Origin of the sequence: Nesterenkonia marinintestina (assembly GCF_025420485.1) — a bacterium.
GTDB classification, from domain to species: domain Bacteria; phylum Actinomycetota; class Actinomycetes; order Actinomycetales; family Micrococcaceae; genus Nesterenkonia; species Nesterenkonia marinintestina.
In genome coordinates this window covers 104733-125493 of sequence record NZ_JAOEFD010000005.1, presented here as the reverse complement: position 1 = coordinate 125493, position 20761 = coordinate 104733, and the positions used below count along the sequence as shown (strand labels likewise).

At 68.7% G+C, this 20761-nt stretch carries 18 protein-coding genes, 1 tRNA gene and 1 other RNA gene; 13 read left to right on the top strand and 7 right to left on the bottom strand.

From position 1 onward, the window contains the following. Positions 1 to 11: 11 nt before the first annotated feature. Together N7E59_RS05825 and N7E59_RS05820 are read right to left on the bottom strand one after the other, a co-directional pair. The gene (locus N7E59_RS05825) at positions 12 to 947 is read right to left on the bottom strand and encodes a hypothetical protein (RefSeq protein ID WP_261623976.1); all 936 of its coding nucleotides are present in this window, start codon (positions 945 to 947) and stop codon (positions 12 to 14) included. 151 nt (positions 948 to 1098) lie between these two features. Further along, positions 1099 to 1183, bottom strand: a tRNA-Ser gene (locus N7E59_RS05820). A 160-nt stretch (positions 1184 to 1343) separates the two neighbouring features. Here N7E59_RS05820 and ffs point away from each other — a divergent pair. The 4 genes from ffs (at position 1344) to N7E59_RS05800 (ending at position 3292) form a co-directional block, all read left to right on the top strand. Continuing rightward, positions 1344 to 1440, top strand: an RNA gene (gene ffs, locus N7E59_RS05815) — signal recognition particle sRNA small type. Positions 1441 to 1474: 34 nt separating this feature from the next. Then, positions 1475 to 1972: a hypothetical protein gene (locus N7E59_RS05810; RefSeq protein WP_261623975.1), complete on the top strand. Its 498-nt coding sequence runs from the start codon at positions 1475 to 1477 to the stop codon at positions 1970 to 1972. A gap of 59 nt (positions 1973 to 2031) precedes the next feature. After that, a complete protein-coding gene (locus N7E59_RS05805; RefSeq protein ID WP_261623974.1) occupies positions 2032 to 2745 on the top strand; it encodes a thermonuclease family protein in 714 nt (237 codons plus the stop codon). 34 nt (positions 2746 to 2779) lie between these two features. Further along, entirely contained in the window at positions 2780 to 3292 is a 513-nt protein-coding gene (locus N7E59_RS05800) for a LytR C-terminal domain-containing protein (RefSeq protein WP_261623973.1), read from the top strand. Between the two features lie 6 nt (positions 3293 to 3298). Here N7E59_RS05800 and N7E59_RS05795 read toward each other — a convergent pair whose 3' ends face one another. Next, positions 3299 to 4675, bottom strand: a complete 1377-nt coding sequence (locus tag N7E59_RS05795) for a CitMHS family transporter (protein ID WP_261623972.1) — start codon at positions 4673 to 4675, stop codon at positions 3299 to 3301. Positions 4676 to 5184: 509 nt separating this feature from the next. Between N7E59_RS05795 and N7E59_RS05790 the strand changes: the two genes are divergently transcribed. The 3 genes from N7E59_RS05790 (at position 5185) to N7E59_RS05780 (ending at position 8164) form a co-directional block, all read left to right on the top strand. Continuing rightward, complete coding sequence (locus N7E59_RS05790; RefSeq protein ID WP_261623971.1) at positions 5185 to 6285, top strand: quaternary amine ABC transporter ATP-binding protein; 1101 nt, start codon at positions 5185 to 5187, stop codon at positions 6283 to 6285. Further along, positions 6285 to 7118, top strand: coding sequence for an ABC transporter permease (locus N7E59_RS05785; RefSeq protein WP_261623970.1), 834 nt, complete (start codon positions 6285 to 6287; stop codon positions 7116 to 7118). The genes N7E59_RS05790 and N7E59_RS05785 overlap by 1 nt, the downstream gene beginning before the upstream one ends. Before the next feature lie 83 nt (positions 7119 to 7201). After that, positions 7202 to 8164, top strand: a complete 963-nt coding sequence (locus N7E59_RS05780) for a glycine betaine ABC transporter substrate-binding protein (RefSeq protein WP_261623969.1) — start codon at positions 7202 to 7204, stop codon at positions 8162 to 8164. An 81-nt stretch (positions 8165 to 8245) separates the two neighbouring features. On the opposite strand, the gene N7E59_RS05775 is transcribed toward N7E59_RS05780, so the two are convergent. Beyond that, the gene (locus N7E59_RS05775; RefSeq protein WP_261623968.1) at positions 8246 to 9475 is read right to left on the bottom strand and encodes an MFS transporter; all 1230 of its coding nucleotides are present in this window, start codon (positions 9473 to 9475) and stop codon (positions 8246 to 8248) included. A gap of 127 nt (positions 9476 to 9602) precedes the next feature. Here N7E59_RS05775 and N7E59_RS05770 point away from each other — a divergent pair, with 127 nt between their 5' ends. From N7E59_RS05770 to N7E59_RS05745, 6 genes are all read left to right on the top strand, one after another. Beyond that, positions 9603 to 10373 carry a LamB/YcsF family protein gene (locus N7E59_RS05770; RefSeq protein WP_261623967.1) on the top strand — a complete coding sequence of 257 codons (771 nt, stop codon included), beginning with the start codon at positions 9603 to 9605 and terminating at the stop codon, positions 10371 to 10373. Between the two features lie 17 nt (positions 10374 to 10390). Next, positions 10391 to 12079, top strand: a complete 1689-nt coding sequence (locus tag N7E59_RS05765; protein ID WP_261623966.1) for a 5-oxoprolinase subunit B/C family protein — start codon at positions 10391 to 10393, stop codon at positions 12077 to 12079. Beyond that, positions 12076 to 13815: an acetyl/propionyl/methylcrotonyl-CoA carboxylase subunit alpha gene (locus tag N7E59_RS05760; protein ID WP_261623965.1), complete on the top strand. Its 1740-nt coding sequence runs from the start codon at positions 12076 to 12078 to the stop codon at positions 13813 to 13815. Before N7E59_RS05765 ends, N7E59_RS05760 begins: the two co-directional genes overlap by 4 nt. A 25-nt stretch (positions 13816 to 13840) precedes the next feature. Next, the gene (locus N7E59_RS05755; RefSeq protein ID WP_261623964.1) at positions 13841 to 14551 is read left to right on the top strand and encodes a GntR family transcriptional regulator; all 711 of its coding nucleotides are present in this window, start codon (positions 13841 to 13843) and stop codon (positions 14549 to 14551) included. Further along, complete coding sequence (locus N7E59_RS05750; RefSeq protein WP_261623963.1) at positions 14548 to 15411, top strand: urea carboxylase-associated family protein; 864 nt, start codon at positions 14548 to 14550, stop codon at positions 15409 to 15411. The genes N7E59_RS05755 and N7E59_RS05750 overlap by 4 nt, the downstream gene beginning before the upstream one ends. Before the next feature lie 279 nt (positions 15412 to 15690). Continuing rightward, complete coding sequence (locus tag N7E59_RS05745) at positions 15691 to 17061, top strand: hypothetical protein (RefSeq protein WP_261623962.1); 1371 nt, start codon at positions 15691 to 15693, stop codon at positions 17059 to 17061. 27 nt (positions 17062 to 17088) lie between these two features. On the opposite strand, the gene N7E59_RS05740 is transcribed toward N7E59_RS05745, so the two are convergent. From N7E59_RS05740 to N7E59_RS05730, 3 genes are all read right to left on the bottom strand, one after another. Next, positions 17089 to 17880: a putative hydro-lyase gene (locus tag N7E59_RS05740; RefSeq protein ID WP_261623961.1), complete on the bottom strand. Its 792-nt coding sequence runs from the start codon at positions 17878 to 17880 to the stop codon at positions 17089 to 17091. Further along, complete coding sequence (locus N7E59_RS05735) at positions 17877 to 19130, bottom strand: NRAMP family divalent metal transporter (RefSeq protein WP_390905013.1); 1254 nt, start codon at positions 19128 to 19130, stop codon at positions 17877 to 17879. Before N7E59_RS05735 ends, N7E59_RS05740 begins: the two co-directional genes overlap by 4 nt. A gap of 95 nt (positions 19131 to 19225) precedes the next feature. Continuing rightward, the gene (locus tag N7E59_RS05730; protein ID WP_261623960.1) at positions 19226 to 20713 is read right to left on the bottom strand and encodes a sodium/glutamate symporter; all 1488 of its coding nucleotides are present in this window, start codon (positions 20711 to 20713) and stop codon (positions 19226 to 19228) included. Between the last annotated feature and the right edge of the window lie 48 nt (positions 20714 to 20761).

Sequence of the window (20761 nt, the reverse complement as noted above, 5' to 3'; positions counted from 1 at the left end):
CTATCGCCGGGTCACTCGGCGCGCAGGGAGAACTCCCAGACCTTCTTGTCGAGCATCTCGTCGGAGTCCGGCACGTCGATCTCCGGGCGAACGATGCCGAGCTCGTACTCGTCGGCGCGCTCCTCCACCACGAATGCGATCCACCCGGCGCTGGGATCCTCGCTGGAGCCGTCGTAGGGCACCAGGTCGGCGCGCTCCATCTCCGAGTCCAGCAGCAGGGTGTTGCGTCGCTCCTCGCCCTCGGGGCCGAGGAAGAACAGCTTGTGCATCATCGGGTAGCGGTCCGAATCACGGGTCGGCTCCACGAAGAGCAGGACGATCTCGCCTCCGTAGGACAGCAGGCCGGACTTCCGCGGCGACGGGAAGTCGCGGATCACGCGGGTGATCTCGACGCCGTTGTCCATCTCCTCGTCCTCGACGGAGACCCCGCTGACCGTGCCGCGCTGGAACTCCCCGCGCTCGCGAGCTTCGTAGACGGAGTCCCGGAACTCGGCCGAGCTGGAGCCTGCGGTGTCTGCGGCGGGGTCCGGGGCGTCGGTCGCGTAGGTGTCGGCCTCGGGGCCGGTCACACCGCCCTCTTCGACGCCCTCGAACGACATCGGCCCGGGGCTGCTCTCGAACACCTCGAGCTGCGTGGGGTCGTCCGCGGCCTCGGTGTCCTCCTCCTCAGGGTCCTCGACGTCCTGGTCCTCGATCGGCTCGTCGCCGCCGGCGGCCTCCTCGGCGTCCTGCTCGTCCTCCTGCTCCTCGTCCTGGGCGCTCTCGGTCTCCTCCGACTGCTGGTCCTCCTGGTCCTCATCGGAGTCCTCGGGGCGTTCGCAGGCGGTCAGCGTGAAGGCGAGCAGTCCGGCGGTCAGGGCGCCGACGGTGCGGCGGACTGCCGGGTGCGGGGCGGCCTCGGGGGCGGCCTCAGGAGCGGTCTCGGCGGAGCAGGTCGTCTCGGGCATCAGGCCGTATCCGTCCTCTTCGGGGCGTCGTGGAGGACGCCGATGGTCTCTGTCTGTGATCTGCGCGTTCGGAGAGTCGAGCATAGCCGACCGTCTGCGGAGGACGACGATGCCCCGCCGCCGAAGAACGGCGACGGGGCATCGATGTCGGCGGAGGATGGGGGATTTGAACCCCCGAGGGCGTGAACCCAACACGCGTTCCAAGCGTGCGCCATAGGCCGCTAGGCGAATCCTCCCGGCTGTCCCCGGTGACGCGGCGCAGCGCCCCGCGTCATCAGAACGCATATCATCCTAGCCGAGGATCCCGGGGGAACGCACATCGGCGGGCATGGGCCGCGGCACGGAGCGCGGCCGGGGCCGGTTGGCGTCAGCTCAGACTCGGGCACTACGATGGAGGGCGGCCCCACGTGTGGTGCCATCCTGCTGAACTCCCCCAGGACCGGAAGGTAGCAAGGGTAGGTGGGCTCTGGCAGGTGCACGTGGGGCTCTTACGTACCCAGAGGCGGCGTGCAACGGAGAGGTCCTGTATGACTGACACCGCATCGCAGCTCGACGGCGCCCCCAGGATCGACAGCGTCCGCGCACTGGTCCGCAGGATCGCCCGTTCTCCCCGCGCGACGGGGGCGGCGGTCGGCCTGCTCAACGGAGCTGCGGTCCTCGTTCCGATGCGCCGATGGCCGCGCCCGCTGCGGGAGGGTGTGCTGTGGGGCCTCCCCATACTGGTGGGCCTCGGCGCCGCGTCCGTCGTCCTGCGCGAGTCCGCAGGTCGCCGCGAACGACCCTCCGCCGGCGGGGTGTTCGCCGTCTCCGCCGGACCGGCGGCCGTGGTGTTCGCAGTAGGGCACCTCTCGTTCCGGCTCGACCATGCCGCAGAGGCCGGAATGCGCCGCCTCGGCGTCCCAGCTCCGCGCCTGGCCCTCGCGGTGCTCGCCGGAGCGGTGACCGGACTCCAGGCCGCCTCCGATGCGCGGCGCGGCACTCCGTCTCCCGCGCCGGATCGGACCCCGCAGCAGATCTGGGGCTGAGTCCACAGGATCCGGCGGACGCGGCATGCCCGTCACAGGGCCCGGCTACACTCATGGACATGTCCAGTCAGCAGTTCGGTCGTTTCGCCCGCCGGGGAGCCCGCAGCATCGCCCGACAGGGGATGCGCCGTACGCGCCGACGCGGCAGCGGCGGCGGCACGAGTCGGTCGGGACGCACGGACGGGCGCCGGGAGCCCATCCGTGCCGGACGGCGCGGCCCCCGCGGCGCCAACCGAGCGGTGCTGCCGTGGATCGCCCTGCTCATCGGCATCGTGCTGCTGATCGGTCTGCTGATCGAGGTCTTCGGCCTCAGCGACGACGCGGACGGCGCCGAGGGGAGCGTCGAGGGTGAGCACGCCGTCGTCGAGAGGGTCGTCGACGGAGACACCATCGTCGTCACCTACGAGGGTGACCAGGAGCGGGTCCGGCTGCTCAACATCGACACTCCGGAGACCGTGCACCCCGAGCGTCCCACCGAATGCCTCGGCCCCGAGGCCTCCGAACGGATGGAGGAGCTGCTGGCCCCCGGTGATGAGGTGCGGCTCGCGTTCGACCAGGAGCGCACCGACAGGTATGACCGCCTGCTCGCCGGGGTGTACCTCGAGGACACCCTCATCAACGCCCAGATGGCTCGCGACGGGTACGGAGCTCCGGTGCACTTCCCACCAAACGACCGGTTCCTCGCCGAGGTCGAGGAGGCCTGGGAGCAGGCCGAGGCCGACGGCGTCGGAATGTTCGCCGAGGATCTGCACTGCACCCCGGCGATCCCCTGAGCCCGGCGCCCGAGCGACGCCCTAGAATCGACGCATGACCGACGAATCCCGTGCGCCGCTGCGCCGTCGGATCCTCGTCGGGCTCGGTTCGGGGGCGGCCCTAGCGGCCGTCACGGCCCTCAGCTGGCTGATGATCGACGGGACCCTCGAGGTCGACATCTTCTCCCAGGACATCCCCGCCGGAGAGGACTGTCCCACCGTGACCCTCTCCCCGGTCACCACCGACCGGGTCACCGTGGACGTCTACAACGTGACCAACCGCCCGGGGCTCGCCGGGGGCGTCGCCGAGGACCTCTCCGACCGCGGCTACCGGGTCGGCCAGGTCGACAGCGACTACGCCGGGGACACCGGCTTCGATGTGATCATCCGCGCCGGAGACCGGGGGCTGCGCCAGGCCTACACCCTCCAGCAGGAGTACTCGCGGACCTACCTCGACGTCGACGACCGCGACGGCTTCACCGTCGACCTCGTCATCGGTGACGAGTACGAGGGCATGGTGCCCACCGAGGACGTGGTCCTCGAGCAGGGCCGCCTGCAGTGCCGCTGACTCCGATCACGTCGTGATGCTGAACAGGCCCAGCGCCATGCCGGCCAGCAGCATCAGAAGCGAGAAGCCCCACACGATGAAGAACGAGTAGCGCAGGTGCGTGCCGAGGTTCGCCCCGGAGAGGCCGAGCGCGAGCCACAGGGCCGGTGAGAACGGGCTGACGAATGTGCCGATGATGTTGCCGATCAGCATCGCGTGCGCGGTCTCAGCCGTACCCACGCCGAACTGGGAGGAGGTGGCCTCCACCAGCGGCAGCACGGAGAAGTAGTAGGCGTCGGTGGAGGTCAGCAGGTCCATCGGCACGCCGAAGGACGCCATCACCAGATGCAGGTTCGGTCCGAGCCCCTCGGGTACGACCGTCAGGGCGGAGAGGGCGACCGACTCCAGCATCCCGGACTCGTTGAGCACGCCGAGGAAGACCGCCGCGCCGAGGATCACCGCGCCCATCATCAGCGCGTTGGGCGCGTGGGCGCGGACCCTCTCCATCTGGAGGTCGGCGCCGCGGAAGTTCAGCGGCAGGGCGATCGCGACGCCGATGAGGAACGCCATCGCCGGAGGCAGGATGTCGGCGAGCATGACGGCGATGACGCTCAGCGCCAACACGACGTTGGCCCAGTAGACCAGGCGCGAGCTGTTCATCTTCGCGGCGATCTCGGTGCGCTGTTCCACCTGGCGGGAGGCGAAGTCGTCGGCGAACCGACGCACGTCGACGTCGGCCGAGGCCTCGACCTCACCGGCCGCGACCTTCTTCGCGATCCGGGACTTCTCCCGCAGGCCCAGCAGCACCGCCAGGGTCACGATCAGCACGATGCCCACGACCTGCAGCGGGATCAGCGGCCGGTACAGCTCGCCCGGGTCGATGCCGGTGACGCTGGCCGCACGGCCCAGCGGCCCGCCCCAGGGGACCATGTTGATGATTCCGGCGGAGAGCGCGAGCAGCAGCAGGAGCAGGTACCTGCTCATGTTCAGCGCCTGATAGAGCGGGAGCAGCGCCGGAATGGTGAGGAGGAACGTGGTCGCGCCGGCACCGTCGATGTGGGCCACCACGCCCATCAGCGCGGTGCCGACGGCGACGAGGACGACCTTCCCCCGCGTGAGCAGGATCAGCCCCCGCACCACCGGGTCGAAGAGCCCGGCGTCGGAGAGTATTCCGAAGAAGAGGATCGCGAAGATGAACATCACCACGACGCTCATCACCTGCTCCACGCCGGAGTCGAAGAACTCCACGAGCTGGCCCGGGCCGAAGCCGACCAGCAGGGCGCCCAGCAGCGGGACCAGGGCCATCACCACGATGGGCGAGAACCTGTTCCACATCAGCAGGCCGACGGTGACCGCGATGATCGCGAGCCCTCCGAGGGTCAGTAGGGTCGAAGGCTCGTCCATCGTGTGCTCCCTCATGCGTGGTGCGAGTTCGGTGCTCCGCATCATAGCCGGGGCCCGACCCGCCGCATGGGACCTCCGTCCCGGCGCGAGAGGCCCGACGTCAGCGGCCTCTGCGGCGTGTCCTCATGAGCGGATCGTCCGAAATCCCCGAGGGATTCTTCGCCGCAGCCCGCGAGAATCGGAGCGGGTCGGCGACGGTCCGACCAGCGACGCCATCACGTCGATGTCGAGTGGGAACAGCCGTGATCCGCCCCATGGCGAGGTGCGGTCCCGATGCTCAGTTCGTAGCACGACTGTCATCCGATCTATCACATTTCGCTAATTTCATTCGATGTCATCTTTCCTGAGTTTCCTGGTCAGGCTTGCTACTCTGATAGCGGAACGACCGATTTCCTCCTCGTGTGACGCGGCCGACCCCTTCGACGATCGGGTGTGGAGGCCGCCGAGGCGTCGTCGTCCAATATGTTCTCCCGCACGGTCTCCATGTCCACTCCGAGGAAGGTCCCCAGGTGAGCCCAGACGGCGATGCGCCGACGCTGAGCGTCCAACACGTGTTCAAGGCCTTCGGGCGCAGGCCTCAGGAGATCGTGCGCCGGGTGAGGTCCGGTGAGGACCGCGCCGACCTGAAGGCGCTGGGCACCGCCGCGGTCATCGACGCCACCTTCGACGTGCACCCCGGTGAGATCTTCGTCGTCATGGGTCTCTCCGGATCCGGGAAGTCGACCCTGATCCGCACGCTCAACGGTCTGCAGCCGGCCACCGAGGGCGTAGTGGAGGTCAAGGGCCGCGACATCAGCACGCTGTCGAAGAAGCGCCTGCGGCGGCTCCGTGCCGAGGATATGGCGATGGTGTTCCAGCACTTCGCCCTGTTCCCGCACCGCACGGTCCTGGAGAACGCGGCCTACGGCCTGGAGATCCAGGGGGTCGAGACAAGGTCGCGGAGGGAACGTGCGCTGGAGGTCCTCGACCGCGTCGGCCTCGACGGGTGGCACGACCACTATCCGGGGGAGCTCTCCGGCGGCATGCAGCAGCGTGTGGGACTCGCCCGCGCGCTGGCCTCCGAGACCGACATCCTCCTGATGGACGAGGCCTTCAGCGCCCTGGACCCGCTCATCCGTCGGGAGATGCAGCAGCAGCTGATCGCCCTGCAGCGGGAGCTCGGCAAGACCATCGTCTTCATCACCCACGACCTCAACGAGGCCATGTACATCGGCGACCGCATCGCCGTGATGAAGGACGGACGGATCGTACAGATCGGCACTCCGCAGGACATCCTCACCCGCCCGGCCGACGACTACGTCGCCCAGTTCATCGCCGACGTCGACCGCGGCCGTGTGCTCACCGCCGGCTCGGTGATGGTCGGCCCCGACGGGCTCAGCGCGGAGGAGCAGAGCCGACTCTCCGCCGAGGCCGTCGTCTCCGAAGGGGCCACGCTCCAGGAGATCGTGCCTGCGGCCTCCCGTGCGGACGGGCCGCTGACCGTCACCGCCGACGGCACGGACGGGGAGCCGCTGGGATACGTGAGGGTCGCGGATCTGCTGGCCTCACTGAACACCCCGGAGGAGTACGCGGCGCCGGTGCCCGGCGACCACCAGGAGGGAGGACGCTGATGGACGACTTCCGCATCCCCCTCGGACGCTGGGGCGAGCAGGTCCTGTCATGGATGCTCGACGTCTTCGGCGGACTCTTCGGTCTGCTCCGCACCATCATGCTGGAGGCCAACGACGCGCTCATCTGGCTCCTGAGCACTCCGCCGTGGTGGGCGATAGCCCTCGCCTTCGCAGCTCTGGCCTGGTGGGTCCGCACGTGGAAGCTCGCCGTCGGCACCCTGCTCGGATTCCTGCTCATCTTCGGCATGAACCAGTGGGACAACGCGATGGCCACCCTCTCCCTGGTCGTGGTGGCCACCCTCATCGCCGTGATCATCTCCGTCCCGCTGGGGATCCTCGCGGCCTCGTCCCGCACGTTCTCGACCCTGATCCGCCCGGTGCTGGACTTCCTCCAGACCATGCCGCCCATGGTCTATCTCATCCCGGCGCTGGCCATCTTCCGCGTGGGCGTGGTCCCGGGGATGGTCGCCACCATCCTCTTCGCCCTGGCGCCCGGAGTGCGGTTCACCGAGTTGGGCATTCGTCGAGTGGACCACGAGGTGGTCGAGGCCGGCGAAGCCTTCGGCGCCTCCCGCTGGCGGATCCTCCGCCAGATCCAGCTGCCCCTGGCGCTGCCCACCATCATGGCCGGCATCAACCAGGTCATCATGCTGGCGCTGTCCATGGTGGTCATCGCCGGCATGGTCGGGGCGGGCGGCCTCGGCGGCGATGTCGTGGCCGCACTCAACCGACTCGACCTCGCCCTCGGTTTCGAGGCCGGAGTCTCAGTGGTGATCCTGGCGATCTTCCTCGACCGGCTCACCAGCTTCGCCGGCAAGGCGCGGACCACCTGACTCCGGCCCCCACACACGTTCCCGGCCGGTCCCGCACCGCCGGGCCACAACCGAAGACGCGTCATCTAAGAAGGGAATCACTCATGCGCACCACATCGACGTTCATGAAGTCAGCCGCAGTCCTGTCAGCGGCCGGTCTGGCCCTGACGGCCTGCGGAGACGGGGACGAGGCGGGCACCGACGCCGTGGAGGAGCACTGCTCCGGCGACGGCGACCAGGGCGAAGTCACCATCGGCGTCTTCTCCGGCTGGGAGGAGGGCATCGCCGTCTCCGAGCTGTGGAACTGCGTGCTGACGGTGGAGGGCTACGACGTCACCCTCGAGGAGGCGGAGGCCGGTCCCGTCTTCTCCGGCCTGGCCAGCGGTGACTACGACCTCAACCTCGACGTGTGGCAGCCGGTCACCCACGAGAGCTACATCGAGGACTACGGGGACACCCTGGAGGACTACGGACCCTGGTACGACGAGGCCCAGCTGACCATCGCAGTCAACGAGGACGCCCCGATCGACTCCCTGGAGGAGCTGGCCGACAGCGCCGACGAGTTCGGCGACACCATCGTCGGCATCGAGTCCGGCGCCGGCCTGACCGGTGTGACGGAGGACGAGGTCATCCCGACCTACGGCCTCGAGGACATGGAGTTCAACACCTCCTCCACCCCGGCGATGCTCTCCGAGCTGGAGACGGCCACCGACAACGACGAGAACATCGTCGTCACCCTCTGGCACCCGCACTGGGCCTACGAGGCCTACCCGATCAAGGACCTCGAGGACCCGGAGGGCACCCTCGGCGATGCTGAGACCATCAGCGCCTTCGGCCGTGAGGGCTTCTCCGACGACAACCCTGACGTCGCCGGGTGGATGGAGGACTTCGAGATGGAGCCCGACCTGCTCTACGACCTGGAGAACGACATGTTCAACGAGGCCGAGGAGGACGCCGACTATGAGGAGATCGTCGCCGAGTGGATCGACGAGAACCAGGACTACGTCGACGGTCTGACCGACGGCGGAGGCGACGGCGAGGACGACGAGGAAGAGGACGACGCCTGATCGGCTGACGCCCGTCCCGCAGCTCTCCCCGCCCCGGAGCATCGGCCTCCGGCGGCGGGGAGAGCTGTGTCGGAGGGTGTCTCAGTCCTCACGGGGGCGCCGCGGTGTGCCCTGGCGGACGTCGAAGCGCCCGTGCAGCAGCCAGTACAGGCCGGAGGCGAGGAGCACCACCGCGGTGCAGACCCCGAACATCTCCCGGTATCCGAAGGCCTCGACCAGGGCTCCCAGCAGCAGCGGGGCCACGCCGAATCCGAGGTCCAGGAGGATGAAGAACGTCGAGACGGCGATGCTGACCTGGCCCCGGCCGGCCTGGGTGGCCACCACCGCCTGCAGGACCGGCAGCAGCGAACCGAAGCCGAATCCGGTCAGCACTCCCGCGGCGATGATCGCCGCCGGATGCGGCGACCAGGTCAGCAGACCCATGCCGATCAGGTAGAGCACCAGGCAGGGGTACATCGCCGCGTTGTCCCCGAAGCGGTCCTGGATCCGTCCGGTGAGGATGCGGGCGATGAGCATGGCCACCGCGTAGACCAGGAAGAAGGCCGAAGCCGCCTCGAGCATGCCCTCCGCACGCCCGAAACCGTGGAGGAAGGCGATCACCGAGGCGAAGGCCATACCCAGCAGCATCATGACCAGGGCGATCGGGAAGGCCCGCGGGTAGAGGATCTCGCGGGGGCGCAGCACCAGGCGCTGCCGCCACGTCATCGGCGTGGGCGCACCCTCCGGCGGGCGCAGGAACAGGGCCCCCAGCAGCGCCAGGCCCGAGAACACGGTGGCCGCGACGAACATGGCCCAGAAGCCCACGGCCGCGGAGAGTTGGATCGCGATGGCCGGGCCGATCGCCGGCGCCAGGGCGATCGGCATGGTGTAGTACCCCGAGCCCTCACCGCGGCGGGAGGCCGGGATCATTGCAAACACGGCGGCGGTCAGCGCAGTCTGCCCGAAGCCGAAGGCCGCACCGTGGACGATGCGCAGCGCGACCAGCAGGCCGTAGGAGTCGGCGACCATGTACAGGGCGGAGGCGGCGGTGAAGACCACCAGGCAGATCAGGATCGAGCGCCGTCGCCCGACGTGCTCGGAGTACTTCCCCGAGAGGATGCGCCCGATGAGCGCGCCCACCACGAAGGCCGAGGCGGCGAATCCGGCGGCGGTGTCTCCGGCGCCGAACTGCTCGGCCGCGTAGACGGCCATCCCGGTGATCAGCATGTAGAACACCAGGGCGAAGCCGAAGTTCACCGCCGTGGCGAGGACGAACCGACCCGTCAGCAGGGGAGGACGCGCGGGGGAGGGGTCGTCGTGGGGGTCGGTCACGCCGTCGATTCTTCCACGGACTCCGCCGTTCCCCATCGACCCGAGATTGTTGAACAATCACAGATGGTGAGGCATGATGGGGCTCACACTCCACGACAGCCGAGACGACGCAGGACGGAGCCGCACCATGGCACGGATCGACATGAACTCCGACGTCGGAGAGTCCTTCGGGAACTGGAGGATGGGCGACGACGCCGCCATCCTGAGCACCGTGTCCTCGGCGAACATCGCCTGCGGCTTCCACGCCGGCGACCCCGGCACGATCCGTGAGACCTCGCGCCTCGCCGTGGAGAACGACGTCGCCGTCGGCGCCCACATCGGCTACCGGGATCTCGCCGGCTTCGGCCGACGCTTCCTCGACTGCTCCTACGACGAGCTCGCCGCCGACGTCCTCTACCAGCTGGGCGCCCTCCAGGCGATGGCCGGATCGGTCGGCGGTCGGATCAGCTACGTCAAGCCCCACGGGGCGCTGTATCACTCCATGATCCGGCACGAGGACCACGCCCGCGCCGTGGTGGACACCGTCACCGCCTACGACGACTCGCTGCCGATGCTCCTGCTCCCGGGATCTGTGGCCCTCGAGATCTCCGCGGAGAACGGGCTGCGCGGGGTCGCCGAGGCCTTCGCGGATCGGAACTACGATCCGGACGGCACCCTGGTCTCGCGCCGCGAGCCCGATGCGGTGCTCCACGACGTCGACGTCGTGGTGGAGAACATGCGGCGTCTGGCCCAGGACCGGGAGATCATCGCCCGCGACGGCACCCGCATCCCCATGGAGGCCGAGTCGATCTGCGTCCACGGCGACACCGAAGGCTCGGTGGACATGGCCGCCGCCGTGCGGAGGGCCCTCGAGGCGGACGGCGTCGAGATCCGCAGCTTCGTCGAGGGACCGGCCTGAGCCGGGGCCCGACGTCCATGACCCTGGAACCCCCCCCGGCGGGCCCCACCGATCTGCGGCTCGCCGGCCCGCGCGCCCTGCTGGTCGAGTTCGACGCGCTCTCCGACGTCGTCGCGCATCACCAGCACCTGGTCGAACACCCCCTCGACGGTCAGATCGACGTGGTCGCCGCTGCCCGCACCCTGCTGCTGCGGTTCGACTCCCGCTCCGCCGCCCGCGCGGCGGAATCGGCCCTGGACGGGCTCAGCGTCGGCGCCTTCTCCGCCGGCGACGCCCGGACCGTGGAGATCGAGGTCGTCTACGACGGGGAGGACCTCGACGACGTCGCCGAGCACCTGGGGCTGAGTGCCGAGGCGCTGATCGACCGACACACCTCACGTGACTGGATCGGCGCGTTCGGCGGCTTCGCCCCCGGCTTCACCTACTGCGTGCCGGACCGGGACCCGGACCAGGTGCCCCGCCGCAGCAGCCCCCGCACCCAGGTGCCGGCCGGCTCGGTGGCGCTGGCCGGCGAGTTCTCGGCCGTGTACCCGCGGGAGTCCCCGGGCGGCTGGCAGCTCATCGGCCGCACCGGTGCCGCACTGTGGGACGTCTCCCGCGACTCTCCCGCGCTGGTCCGGCCCGGAGACACGGTCCGCTACCGCGCGGTGAGCGCCGAGGCGCTGACCTCCTCCCACACGGCTGAGGCGCCGGACGCGCCTCAGGAACCCGACCGTCCGGACGAGCAGGGAGAGCGGGACGCACCGGACGACCGCGCCGTGCTGGAGGTCGTGGCCCCCGGGATGCGCACGCTGATCCAGGACTTCGGCCGCGCCGGCCTGTCCGACCTCGGGGTCTCCCGCGCCGGGGTCGCCGACGAGGCGGCCATGCGGCAGGCCAACCGGCTCGTCGGCAACGCGCCCGGAGCGCCCGTGCTCGAGGTCCTCCACGGCGGTCTGACCCTGCAGGCCCGCGGCACGGCCGTGGTCGCCGTGGCCGGGGCCGAGTCGCCCCTGACCGTGACCGCGGAGGACGGCTCCGTGAGGCGACCGCGGCTGCGGTCCCCGTTCACGCTCACCGTCGGAGATCGGCTCGAACTCGGCGCCCCCACCGCCGGACTGCGCTCCGTGCTCGCCCTGCGCGGCGGACTCTCCGCAGAGGCCGTCCTCGGGAGCACCTCGACCGACACCATGTCCGGACTCGGACCCGCACCCCTGGACGCCGGGGACCTCCTGCGGCCTGCGGCGACGGCCCCGCACCCGGTCGGGACCGGGGAGCCGAGCACCCTGGCCGCCCGCGACGACGACGGCGCCGTGGTCCTGCGCTTCACGCTCGGACCCCGCGACGACTGGTTCGGCGAGGACGAGGTCCGCAGACTCTCCGACCAGCGCTGGGAGGCCACCCAGGAGTCCGACCGCATCGGCATCCGCCTCACCCCCGCGGACGAGGACGGAGGCCCTCTGGAACGGTCCCGCGACGGCGAGCTGCCCTCCGAGGGGGTGGTCCGCGGCGCGCTGCAGATGCCGCCGGCCGGCACCCCCGTCCTGTTCCTCAACGACCACCCCGTGACCGGCGGGTATCCGGTGATCGGCGTCGTCGTGGCCGAAGACATGCACCACGCCGCCCAGCTGGCGCCCGGGGACCTCATCCGACTGGCCCCCGTCGACCCGGACACCCTCCGCCCCACTTCAAGTTCCAGCACCCGGACCGCCGAGGACCGCCCATGAAGAGACTGCTCATCGCCAACCGCTCCGAGATCGCGGTCCGCGTCATCCGCACCGCACGAGAACTCGGGATCGAGACCGTCGCCGTCTACGCCGACCAGGACGCCGCATCCATGCACGTGGAGCTCGCCGACGTCGCCGTCGCGCTGCACGGCACCGGGCCCGACGAGACCTACCTCGACGTCGAGAAGATCCTGGCCGCGGCCCGGGAGACCGAAGCCGACGCCGTGCACCCCGGATACGGTTTCCTCTCCGAGAACGCCGACTTCGCGCAGGCCGTCGTCGATGCCGGACTCCTCTGGGTGGGCCCCCGCCCGGAGACCATCGAATCGCTGGGCAACAAGGTCTCCGCCCGGGAGATCGCCGTCGCCGTGGGCGCCCCGCTCGCTCCGGGCACCGACGGGCCCGTCACCGAGGCCGAGGAGGTGCGCGCCTTCGCCGAGGAGCACGGGCTGCCGGTGGCCGTGAAGGCCGCCTACGGGGGAGGCGGCCGCGGAATGCGGGTCATCCGCGAGGCCTCCGAGATCGACGAGGGCTTCACCTCCGCGGTCCGGGAGGCCGAGGCCGCGTTCGGCCGGGGCGAGTGCTTCGTCGAACGCTACCTGGACCGGCCCCGCCACGTGGAGGCCCAGGTCCTCGCCGACACCCACGGGAATGTGATCGTGGTCGGGCTGCGCGACTGCTCGCTGCAGCGGCGCAACCAGAAGCTCGTCGAAGAGGCCCCGGCCCCGTTCCTGACCGAGGAGCAGGACCGCGCCGTGCGGGACTCCGCCCGCGCGATCTGCGCCGAAGCCGGCTACGTGGGCGCGGGCACCGTCGAGTACCTCCTCAGCCCAGACGGAGTGCTGAGCTTCCTGGAGGTCAACACCCGCCTGCAGGTGGAGCACCCGGTCACCGAGGAGACCTCCGGGACCGACTTGGTCGCCGAGCAGCTGCGCATCGCAGACGGCCACCGGCTGACTCTGACCGAGGACCCCGCACCGGCCGGGCACAGCATCGAATTCCGGCTCAATGCCGAGGACCCCTCCCAGGGGTTCCTGCCCACACCCGGCCCCATCGAGGTGTTCCAGCCGCCCACCGGCCCCGGGGTCCGCATCGACACCGGGGTGCGCACCGGAGACGAGGTCGCCGGTGCCTTCGACTCCATGATCGCCAAGCTCATCGTCACCGCCCCCGACCGCCCCACCGCCCTGCGTCGAGCACGCACCGCGCTGGCCGAGGTCCGCATCGAGGGACTGCCCACCGTCGTCCCGTTCCACCGGGCGGTGCTCGAGGCTGAGGACTTCCTCGCCGCCGACGGCCCCGAGTCCTTCCGGGTCCACACCCGTTGGATCGAGTCCGATTTCGACGCCGAGCTCGCCGAATCCGAGCACTTGGCCGCGGCCGCACGGCACCAGGAGCGGGACATGCGCCGCTCCGTCGTGGAGATCGACGGTCGCGCGGTCAGCCTCGGACTGCCGGCCCAACTGCTGAGCCTCTTCGGAGGCGCAACAGACGGGGGCGCCGACCCGACGACCTCCGACGACGACGGCGCAGTGGTCTCGCCGGTGGCCGGATCCCTGGTCTCCTGGGAGGCTGAGGACGGGGCTGAGGTGTCGGCCGGGGATGCGCTCGCCGTCGTCGAGGCGATGAAGATGGAGACGACCGTCCGGGCCGAAGCCGCGGGGACCTTCCGGCGCGAGGGCCTCTCGCCCGGAGACGCACTCACCGCCAGGCAGACACTCGGTAGTATCATGTGACGGCTGACCGATCTGAAGGAGCCGGATGACCGCGGAGCGCACAGTGGGCGAGACGCCCTCCGTCGGCGTCTCCGGTCCTCTGGGCAGCTCCGCCCCGACCGAGCATGTGCCTGAGCGGACCGCGTCGGTCCTGCGCGCACGCATCGCCGAGGGCGACCTCGCCCCCGGCGCCAAGCTCACCGAGGCGCGACTCACCGCTGAGTTCGGCGTGTCCCGCCACTCGCTGCGCGCGGCCTTCCAGCTCCTCGCCGCAGAGGGCCTGGTCGACCGTCGTCCGCACCGCGGGGTCGTCGTCCATTCGCCCACGGGGGAGGACGTGCGGGAGATCTACCGGACCCGTCGGGTCCTGGAACTCGGCACGGTCAGCGTCACCGACTACGACGAGGGGGCGCTGGCGCAGCTGGATGACATCGTCGAATCCGCTCGCCGCGCAGCACGCATCGGCGACGCGCCCGAGATGGCCCAGGCCAATCAGGACTTCCATCGGCGGATCACCGCGGAGGCGCACAGCGCCGTGGTCACCCGGGCGATGGAGGAGATGCTCGCCCGGATGCGGCTGCTGTTCCACACGATGCGGGACATCAGCACCTTCCACGTGGACTATGTGGAACCCAATGCGCGCACCGTCGAGCTGCTGCGCGCCGGGCACCGGCCTGCGGTGGTCGAGCACATGAGTGCATACTTCGACGGAGCCGAACGTCGGCTGCTCGACCATCTGGAGGATCGGGGACGATGAGCGAGACCGGGCCGCGCCGCTACACCCGACCCGCCGCCTACCGGTCTCCGGCAGGGGGTGCCCTCGACGTCGACACCGGCCGGTACGACGCCATCGCCTCCGCCGAGCGGACTCCGCGGTCGATGCTGACCGTCCCGGTGCGCTCCGGTGCGGCCTGGGAGGCGCCGGCCGGTTCGATCGTGCGGATCAGCTCCGTCGAGGGCCCGCAGGTCGGGGACCTGAACCTGTGGAACCTGCACGATCCGCGTGAGCGGTTCTGGGCCGCACGGACCCGTCAGCTCCAGCGCTCCTCCATGACGACCTACGACCGGTTCTGGTCCACGCTGCCGTTCCTGCGCCCGATGGCCACCGTCGTCACCGACACCTTGGCCGGTCACCGGGACGCCGAGGTCATCCATGACCTGTTGGGCACCCGCTGCGACCCCTACGTGAATCGGATGCTCACCGGCGAGGACTTCGACCGGCACTGCCACTCCAACCTGGTGCGGGCCGTGCGCGAGTACGGGCTCACCGAATACGACGTCCACGACGTGCTCAACGTCTTCCAGCTGGCCGGGCTCAACGAGGACCGCCAGTACTTCATGGACTCCTGTCCGGCGCGGCCGGGGGACTGCTTCGAGTTCTTCGCCGAGATCGACCTGCTCTGTGCACTGTCGACCTGCCCCGGAGGCGACCTGTCCCTGCACATGTGGGGACCGGAGGCCGCGAGCGAGGCCGAGCAGCTGGAGCACTGCCACCCGCTGCAGGTGGAAGTCTTCGACGTCGACGCCGAGACGCTGACCTCAGTGGGCTGGGACCGGCCGACACGGGCGCAGTACCGAGGTGCCGCAGGGCTCCACGGCCTTCAGCAATTGCAGTGAGTCGGTGAGGCCAAGTGGGCCCAATCCCCGCTGCGGTGAACCCATTTCGACCTCCCGTGTACGTGAGGAAGCCATTCTTAGGCCGGAGGGTCGCCTCTGGGGCATATGCTGCTCACGCTGTAGCGGACGCGCAGCAATTTCCGTCAGGATCGTCCATCTATCAGATAATGATTCTCTTCGGTCGCGACAAAGACCCCGGTGATCTGCAGCACGAAGTGCCTGAGTATGTTGTAGGGTCAATTGTATATAGTTTTACGAGATGAATCGGGAGCATCGGGGATGACTGAAGTGTGGCGTCAGGCGAGACTGATTCCAACACCGAGTACGAAGAACACGACCGACCAAGAGATTCACGCAACATCGGCACTCCTTTCGATTCTCACAGTCGTGCCGAGCTTCGCGCATGCCGTGCTGAAGCCCTGTGGTGCGCCGCTCGGTCGAGTCAGGGCGAACGTCGAGTCCTTTGTTGAGGTTGCCTTCGAGGACAAGCTGAAGAAGCAGACATCTCGACCGGATGGACTGATTCGCGTCAAGCGGGGAAACAAGACGTGGATTGCGCTCGTGGAGGTGAAGACTCAGTCCAATAAGCTCGAAGCGGACCAGGTCGAGCGGTACATGGACATCGCTCGCGACGAGGGCTACGACGCGGTGATCACGATCTCGAATGAGATTCCACCAGTGCTCGGAGCGCACCCGTTGAAACTCAACGCGCGCAAACTGCGTTCGACGCCGGTTGTGCACTTCTCATGGACGCGTATCATCTCCTTGGCGATCATGGAACGTGACGTCCACGGAGTCGAAGATCCGGAGCAGGCATGGATTCTGAGTGAGTTGATTCGGTACCTGGAGCACGATAACTCCGGCACCCTCGAGTTCTCAGATATGGGGTCCGCATGGTCCGAGGTCCGCAGCTCCATCAGGAACGGCATCGTCAGGAAGACTGATGATGCCGTGGCTGAGACGGCGCTCAAGTTCGACGGTTTGGTTCGTTTCACTTGTTTCACACTGAGTCAGCGACTGGGCGCCGACGTGACACCGAAGCTGCCCCGTCGCCAGAGAGACGATCCTCAGGAGAGGGCGGCCGCGCTCGCGGCTGAGATCGAACGGGACAGCTCGATGTCCGCCACGATCAGCGTGCCCGACACGGTGGCTGATCTCGAGGTGCGCTGTGACCTCCGAGGACGACAGATCCACACCTTTGCGACGATCCCCGCCTCGGGGCAGGTGAGAAACCAATCCCGGGTGAACTGGCTCCTGCGGCCCATCCCTGATGAGAGGCAGGAGCTGGTCATCGAGGCAAAGGGCAATCGGAGAACGCACGCGGCGACCATCGCTGACTTCCGTGGGGAACTCAAACACGTACTGCCTTCGGACTTCCCCCAGATCACGAGTTTCACAGTCACTCAGGTCCAGCCGATGGGATCGGCGCAGACGACGCGGGCGAAAGATTCGTTCATCACGTCGTTCATCGAAGCCGTCAGTGACTTCTACATCGGTGTCCTCCAGCCGCAGCGGGTCTGGTCCGCCCCAGCTCCGAAGTACAAGAAGTCGGCACCGGAGATCGCGGAGGAGGAGACCTACTCATCGCAGGAGATCGGCTCTGGCGAACCCTTGCAGGACGAGAGCACTGACGAGCCGGATGACACGTGACCGGTGGCGCGGTCCGGGTCTGGGGTCTTACGGCACCTGGAGTTCGAGGTCCGGCTGATCGGTGATGAGCATGTGACCGGGGGAGTGGCTGATCGCCAGGTCCGGGCGTGACTCCATCACGGCGGCCTGGGGAGTCACACCGCAGGCCCAGAACACCGGGATCCACCCCTCGGGTACGTCGACGGCGTCGCCGAAGTCCGGGGCGTCGAGGTCTGTGATGCCCAGCTGCTCAGGAGGACCGATGTGGACCGGGGCCCCGTGCACTCCCGGATACCTGGAGGTGATCCGCACCGCATCGGCGACCCTGTCGGCAGGGATAGGTCGCATCGAGACCACCAGCGGACCGGAGAGCGAGCCGGCAGAAGCACAGCGACGGGACGTCCGATACATCGGCACGTTGCGTCCGAGCTCGATGTGTCGGACCGGGACTCCGGCGGCCAGCAGCGGAGCCTCGAAGGTGAAGCTGCAGCCCAGCAGGAACGTCACCAGGTCCTCCCGCCACACGTCGACGACGTCGTCGGGCTCGCCCACCAGTTCGCCGTGGCGATAGACCCGGTAGGCGGGCACATCGGTACGGATGTCCCCGCCCTCCATCAGCTCCGAGCTGAGCTGCTCCGGCTCGAGGACCCCCAGCACCGGACAGGGCTTCGGGTTCCGTTGGGCGAAGAGCAGCATGTCGAAGGCCAGCTCCCGGGGCAGCGCCAGGACATTGGCCTGGGCGAATCCGGCGCTGTACCCACTGGTGGGCACCCGCAGGCCGGAGCGGAACGCCGCCCGGGCCTCGGCCGGAGAACGGTCGGCCGGTGAGTCGGCCGTCATCCGGTCTGCCACAGCTCGGCGATGCCGGTCAGCGACTCCGCGCCCATGTACAGGGTCAGTCCCCAGGCCAGGACGCCGATGATCAGCAGCCACTTCGGATAGCGGTATCCGCCGAGCAGGTCCTTCCGGAACGCCGCGGCGATGAGGATCACGGTGAAGCCGATCGGCAGGACCGCGCCGTTGATCGCGCCGGCCAGGATCAGCAGGGTTTGCGGGGCCTGACCCAGCGAGAGGAAGATGCCGCCGGTGACCACCAGGAATGCGGCGAGCATCCATGCGCGGACCCGCGGCGAAGTGTTCCGTGTGGTCAGGAAGGACACCGTGGTGAACGTGCAGCCGAGGATCGAGGTGATGGCCGCGACCCAGAACACCAGGCCGAACACGCGCAGGCCGAACTCGCCCAGCGCGGCCTCGAAGGCCTCCGCGGCGACGTTGTCCGCCGCCAGGGAGACGCCGGTGGTCACCACGCCCAGGATCGCCAGGAACAGCAGGAAGCGGATCACCGAGGCGACGATGATCCCCATCACCGACGTCTGGCTGATCTGCTTGACGTGATCGACGCCGGTGTGGCCGGAGGCGATGAGCCGATGCGCACCGGCGTAGGTGATGTACCCGCCCACGGTGCCGCCGATCAGCGTGGTGATGACGAAGAAGTCGATCTCCGAGGGGAGCACGGTCTCCCGCATGGCCTCGCCCACCGGGGGAGCGGTGGTGACGGCCATGTAGAGCATCAGCAGGATCAGCAGGGCGCCGCAGCCCACGACGATGCGGTCCAGAGCGACGCCGGCCTTCTTGGACAGGAAGATCAGCAGCGCGATCACCACGGAGAGGCCGCCGCCGAGGGCGGCGTCCATGCCGGTGAGCGCGTTGAGACCGATGCCGGCGCCGGCGATGTTCCCGACGTTGAAGACGATCCCCCCGAAGAAGACCAGGACGGCGAGGGCCCAACCGAGGCCCGGGAGGATGCGGTTGCCCAGCTCCTGGGCGTACATCCCGGAGACGCCGATGACGCGCCAGACGTTGAGCTGGACGGCGATGTCCACGATGACAGAGATCAGGATGGCGAACGCGAACGCCGCACCGAGCTGATAGGTGAAGGCGGAGGTCTGCGTGATGAACCCGGGTCCCACGGCCGAGGTGGCCATGAGGAACATGGCACCGAAGAACGCTGTGCGACGAGTGGCCGCCATCGTCGGTCCCTTGGGCCGGGCCTCGTCCTTCGTCTCGGACGGTTCGTGGGTCTCGGACATAGCAAAGCTCCCGGGAGTGCGGCAGTGACGGTGTGACGCATGCCATGCGTCTCAGCTCACACTAATAGTTGTTCCACAATCTGCGCAACAGGGGGTCAGTCCATCTCCTTGGCCTCTTCCACCGACGGGTCGGTCCATCGGCCCGACCTCACGCCGCGGTGATAGATGATGCCGCCGGTCAGCGCCAGCACGAACAGGACCGCCATCGGAATCAGCACGATGTACACGTTGCCCACCGCGACCATTACCGGGATCGAGATCGCAGTGATCAGCCCGCCGCCGAAGATCGGCTCGAAGGCCAGCTGCTTGTATCCGAAGGCCTCCAGTGCCGGGGACTCGTCGTTCGGGTCGGCCACACGCAGCAGTGCGAGCCCGGTCGCTGTGACTCCCATCGACTGACCGAAGTCGGCGATACCGCGCTCCAGCCAGAACTGCGGGATGATCCGTGGGGTGAAATACAGCAGCATCACGGTGCAGAAGACGATGCCGGCCGCCGACAGGAAGACGAACGCCTGCCAGAACTCGGCGACCACCGCCAGTGAGATGGTCGACAGCGCGGCGACGATGAGGATGTCCAGCGCCAGGCCCTGGATGCGCTGCATCAGCTCGGCATCGAGCAGCTTGTCGTTGCCGGTGCGGTCCAGGAAGAGCTGGATGACGACGCCGCCGAGCATGGCCAGCGGGAACAGCGGCACGTAGCCCAGCAGGGTCATACCCTCTTCGCCCTCGCCGACCCACGCCGAGTCCGGCTGGCCCCAGAGCGCGTCCTCGACGAGCACGAGTCCTTCGAGCATCAGCCATCCGATGATGATCGCCAACCCGATCACGGCCACGTGGAGGGTCAGCGGTTCGATCGAACCCGGCCGCGCGGTCATGCGACCGGCGTAGACGGTCTCGTCGTCGGAGTACAGTCCGCGCAGCTCCGAGGCTGACTGGTCCTCGATCTTCTCCAGCACCTCGGTCCGGCCGGTGCGGACTCCCCAGTTGATCACGGCCACGCCGATGATGATCCCCGAGACCAGGCCCACCGTGGCCATCGCCAGGGCGAGGTCGGTGGCTTCGGGGATGCCCATGTCGTCGAAGGCCGGCGCCATGCCGGCGGCGGTGCCGTGGCCGCCCTCGAATGCGATCTCCAACAGCCCGCCGTAGAACGGCTCCAGACCGAAGAACGGCGAGAGGATCAGCAGTCCGATCAGAATTCCGATCACATACTGGCCGGACCCGTAGGCGATGCCGATGGACAGCTGCGGTCCGGCGAGCTTGGCGACGCGCTTGGGTGAGGGAATCCTGGATCCCAGGAAGAGCGTCGCGAACACGACGGAGATCAGCAGGCCCGGCAGGGCGCTCCAGATCTCGACGATGTCCTCGGTGAAGAACCCACCGTCGGAGAGCCACTCCACACCCAGGGCGGAGCCCATCCGCCCGGTGATCTCGGGGCCCAGGAGCAGGCCGACGAACCCCGCGACGATGGAGCTGGGCAGCAGGAGCTTCTGGATGAAGGGCACCTTCACCCGGAGGAACTTGCCGATCAGCATCACTGTGGCGAGAAGGACTATGGCGAAGCCTACGGAATCCGGACTCATGGACCCATTCCCCTCATATCTCGTGCTGTGCGGTGCCCGCGTAGAATG

What these genes read in the sequence shown, in the direction of transcription:
- N7E59_RS05730 (WP_261623960.1), bottom strand. Translation starts at nt 20,713, where the DNA reads ATGAGTCCGGATTCCGTAGGCTTCGCCATAGTCCTTCTCGCCACAGTG.
- N7E59_RS05780 (WP_261623969.1), top strand. Translation starts at nt 7,202, where the DNA reads ATGCGCACCACATCGACGTTCATGAAGTCAGCCGCAGTCCTGTCAGCG.
- N7E59_RS05800 (WP_261623973.1), top strand. Translation starts at nt 2,780, where the DNA reads ATGACCGACGAATCCCGTGCGCCGCTGCGCCGTCGGATCCTCGTCGGG.
- N7E59_RS05740 (WP_261623961.1), bottom strand. Translation starts at nt 17,880, where the DNA reads ATGACGGCCGACTCACCGGCCGACCGTTCTCCGGCCGAGGCCCGGGCG.
- N7E59_RS05785 (WP_261623970.1), top strand. Translation starts at nt 6,285, where the DNA reads ATGGACGACTTCCGCATCCCCCTCGGACGCTGGGGCGAGCAGGTCCTG.
- N7E59_RS05760 (WP_261623965.1), top strand. Translation starts at nt 12,076, where the DNA reads ATGAAGAGACTGCTCATCGCCAACCGCTCCGAGATCGCGGTCCGCGTC.
- N7E59_RS05750 (WP_261623963.1), top strand. Translation starts at nt 14,548, where the DNA reads ATGAGCGAGACCGGGCCGCGCCGCTACACCCGACCCGCCGCCTACCGG.
- N7E59_RS05755 (WP_261623964.1), top strand. Translation starts at nt 13,841, where the DNA reads ATGACCGCGGAGCGCACAGTGGGCGAGACGCCCTCCGTCGGCGTCTCC.
- N7E59_RS05745 (WP_261623962.1), top strand. Translation starts at nt 15,691, where the DNA reads ATGACTGAAGTGTGGCGTCAGGCGAGACTGATTCCAACACCGAGTACG.
- N7E59_RS05795 (WP_261623972.1), bottom strand. Translation starts at nt 4,675, where the DNA reads ATGGACGAGCCTTCGACCCTACTGACCCTCGGAGGGCTCGCGATCATC.
- N7E59_RS05765 (WP_261623966.1), top strand. Translation starts at nt 10,391, where the DNA reads ATGACCCTGGAACCCCCCCCGGCGGGCCCCACCGATCTGCGGCTCGCC.
- N7E59_RS05770 (WP_261623967.1), top strand. Translation starts at nt 9,603, where the DNA reads ATGGCACGGATCGACATGAACTCCGACGTCGGAGAGTCCTTCGGGAAC.
- N7E59_RS05810 (WP_261623975.1), top strand. Translation starts at nt 1,475, where the DNA reads ATGACTGACACCGCATCGCAGCTCGACGGCGCCCCCAGGATCGACAGC.
- N7E59_RS05825 (WP_261623976.1), bottom strand. Translation starts at nt 947, where the DNA reads ATGCCCGAGACGACCTGCTCCGCCGAGACCGCTCCTGAGGCCGCCCCC.
- N7E59_RS05735 (WP_390905013.1), bottom strand. Translation starts at nt 19,130, where the DNA reads ATGTCCGAGACCCACGAACCGTCCGAGACGAAGGACGAGGCCCGGCCC.
- N7E59_RS05805 (WP_261623974.1), top strand. Translation starts at nt 2,032, where the DNA reads ATGTCCAGTCAGCAGTTCGGTCGTTTCGCCCGCCGGGGAGCCCGCAGC.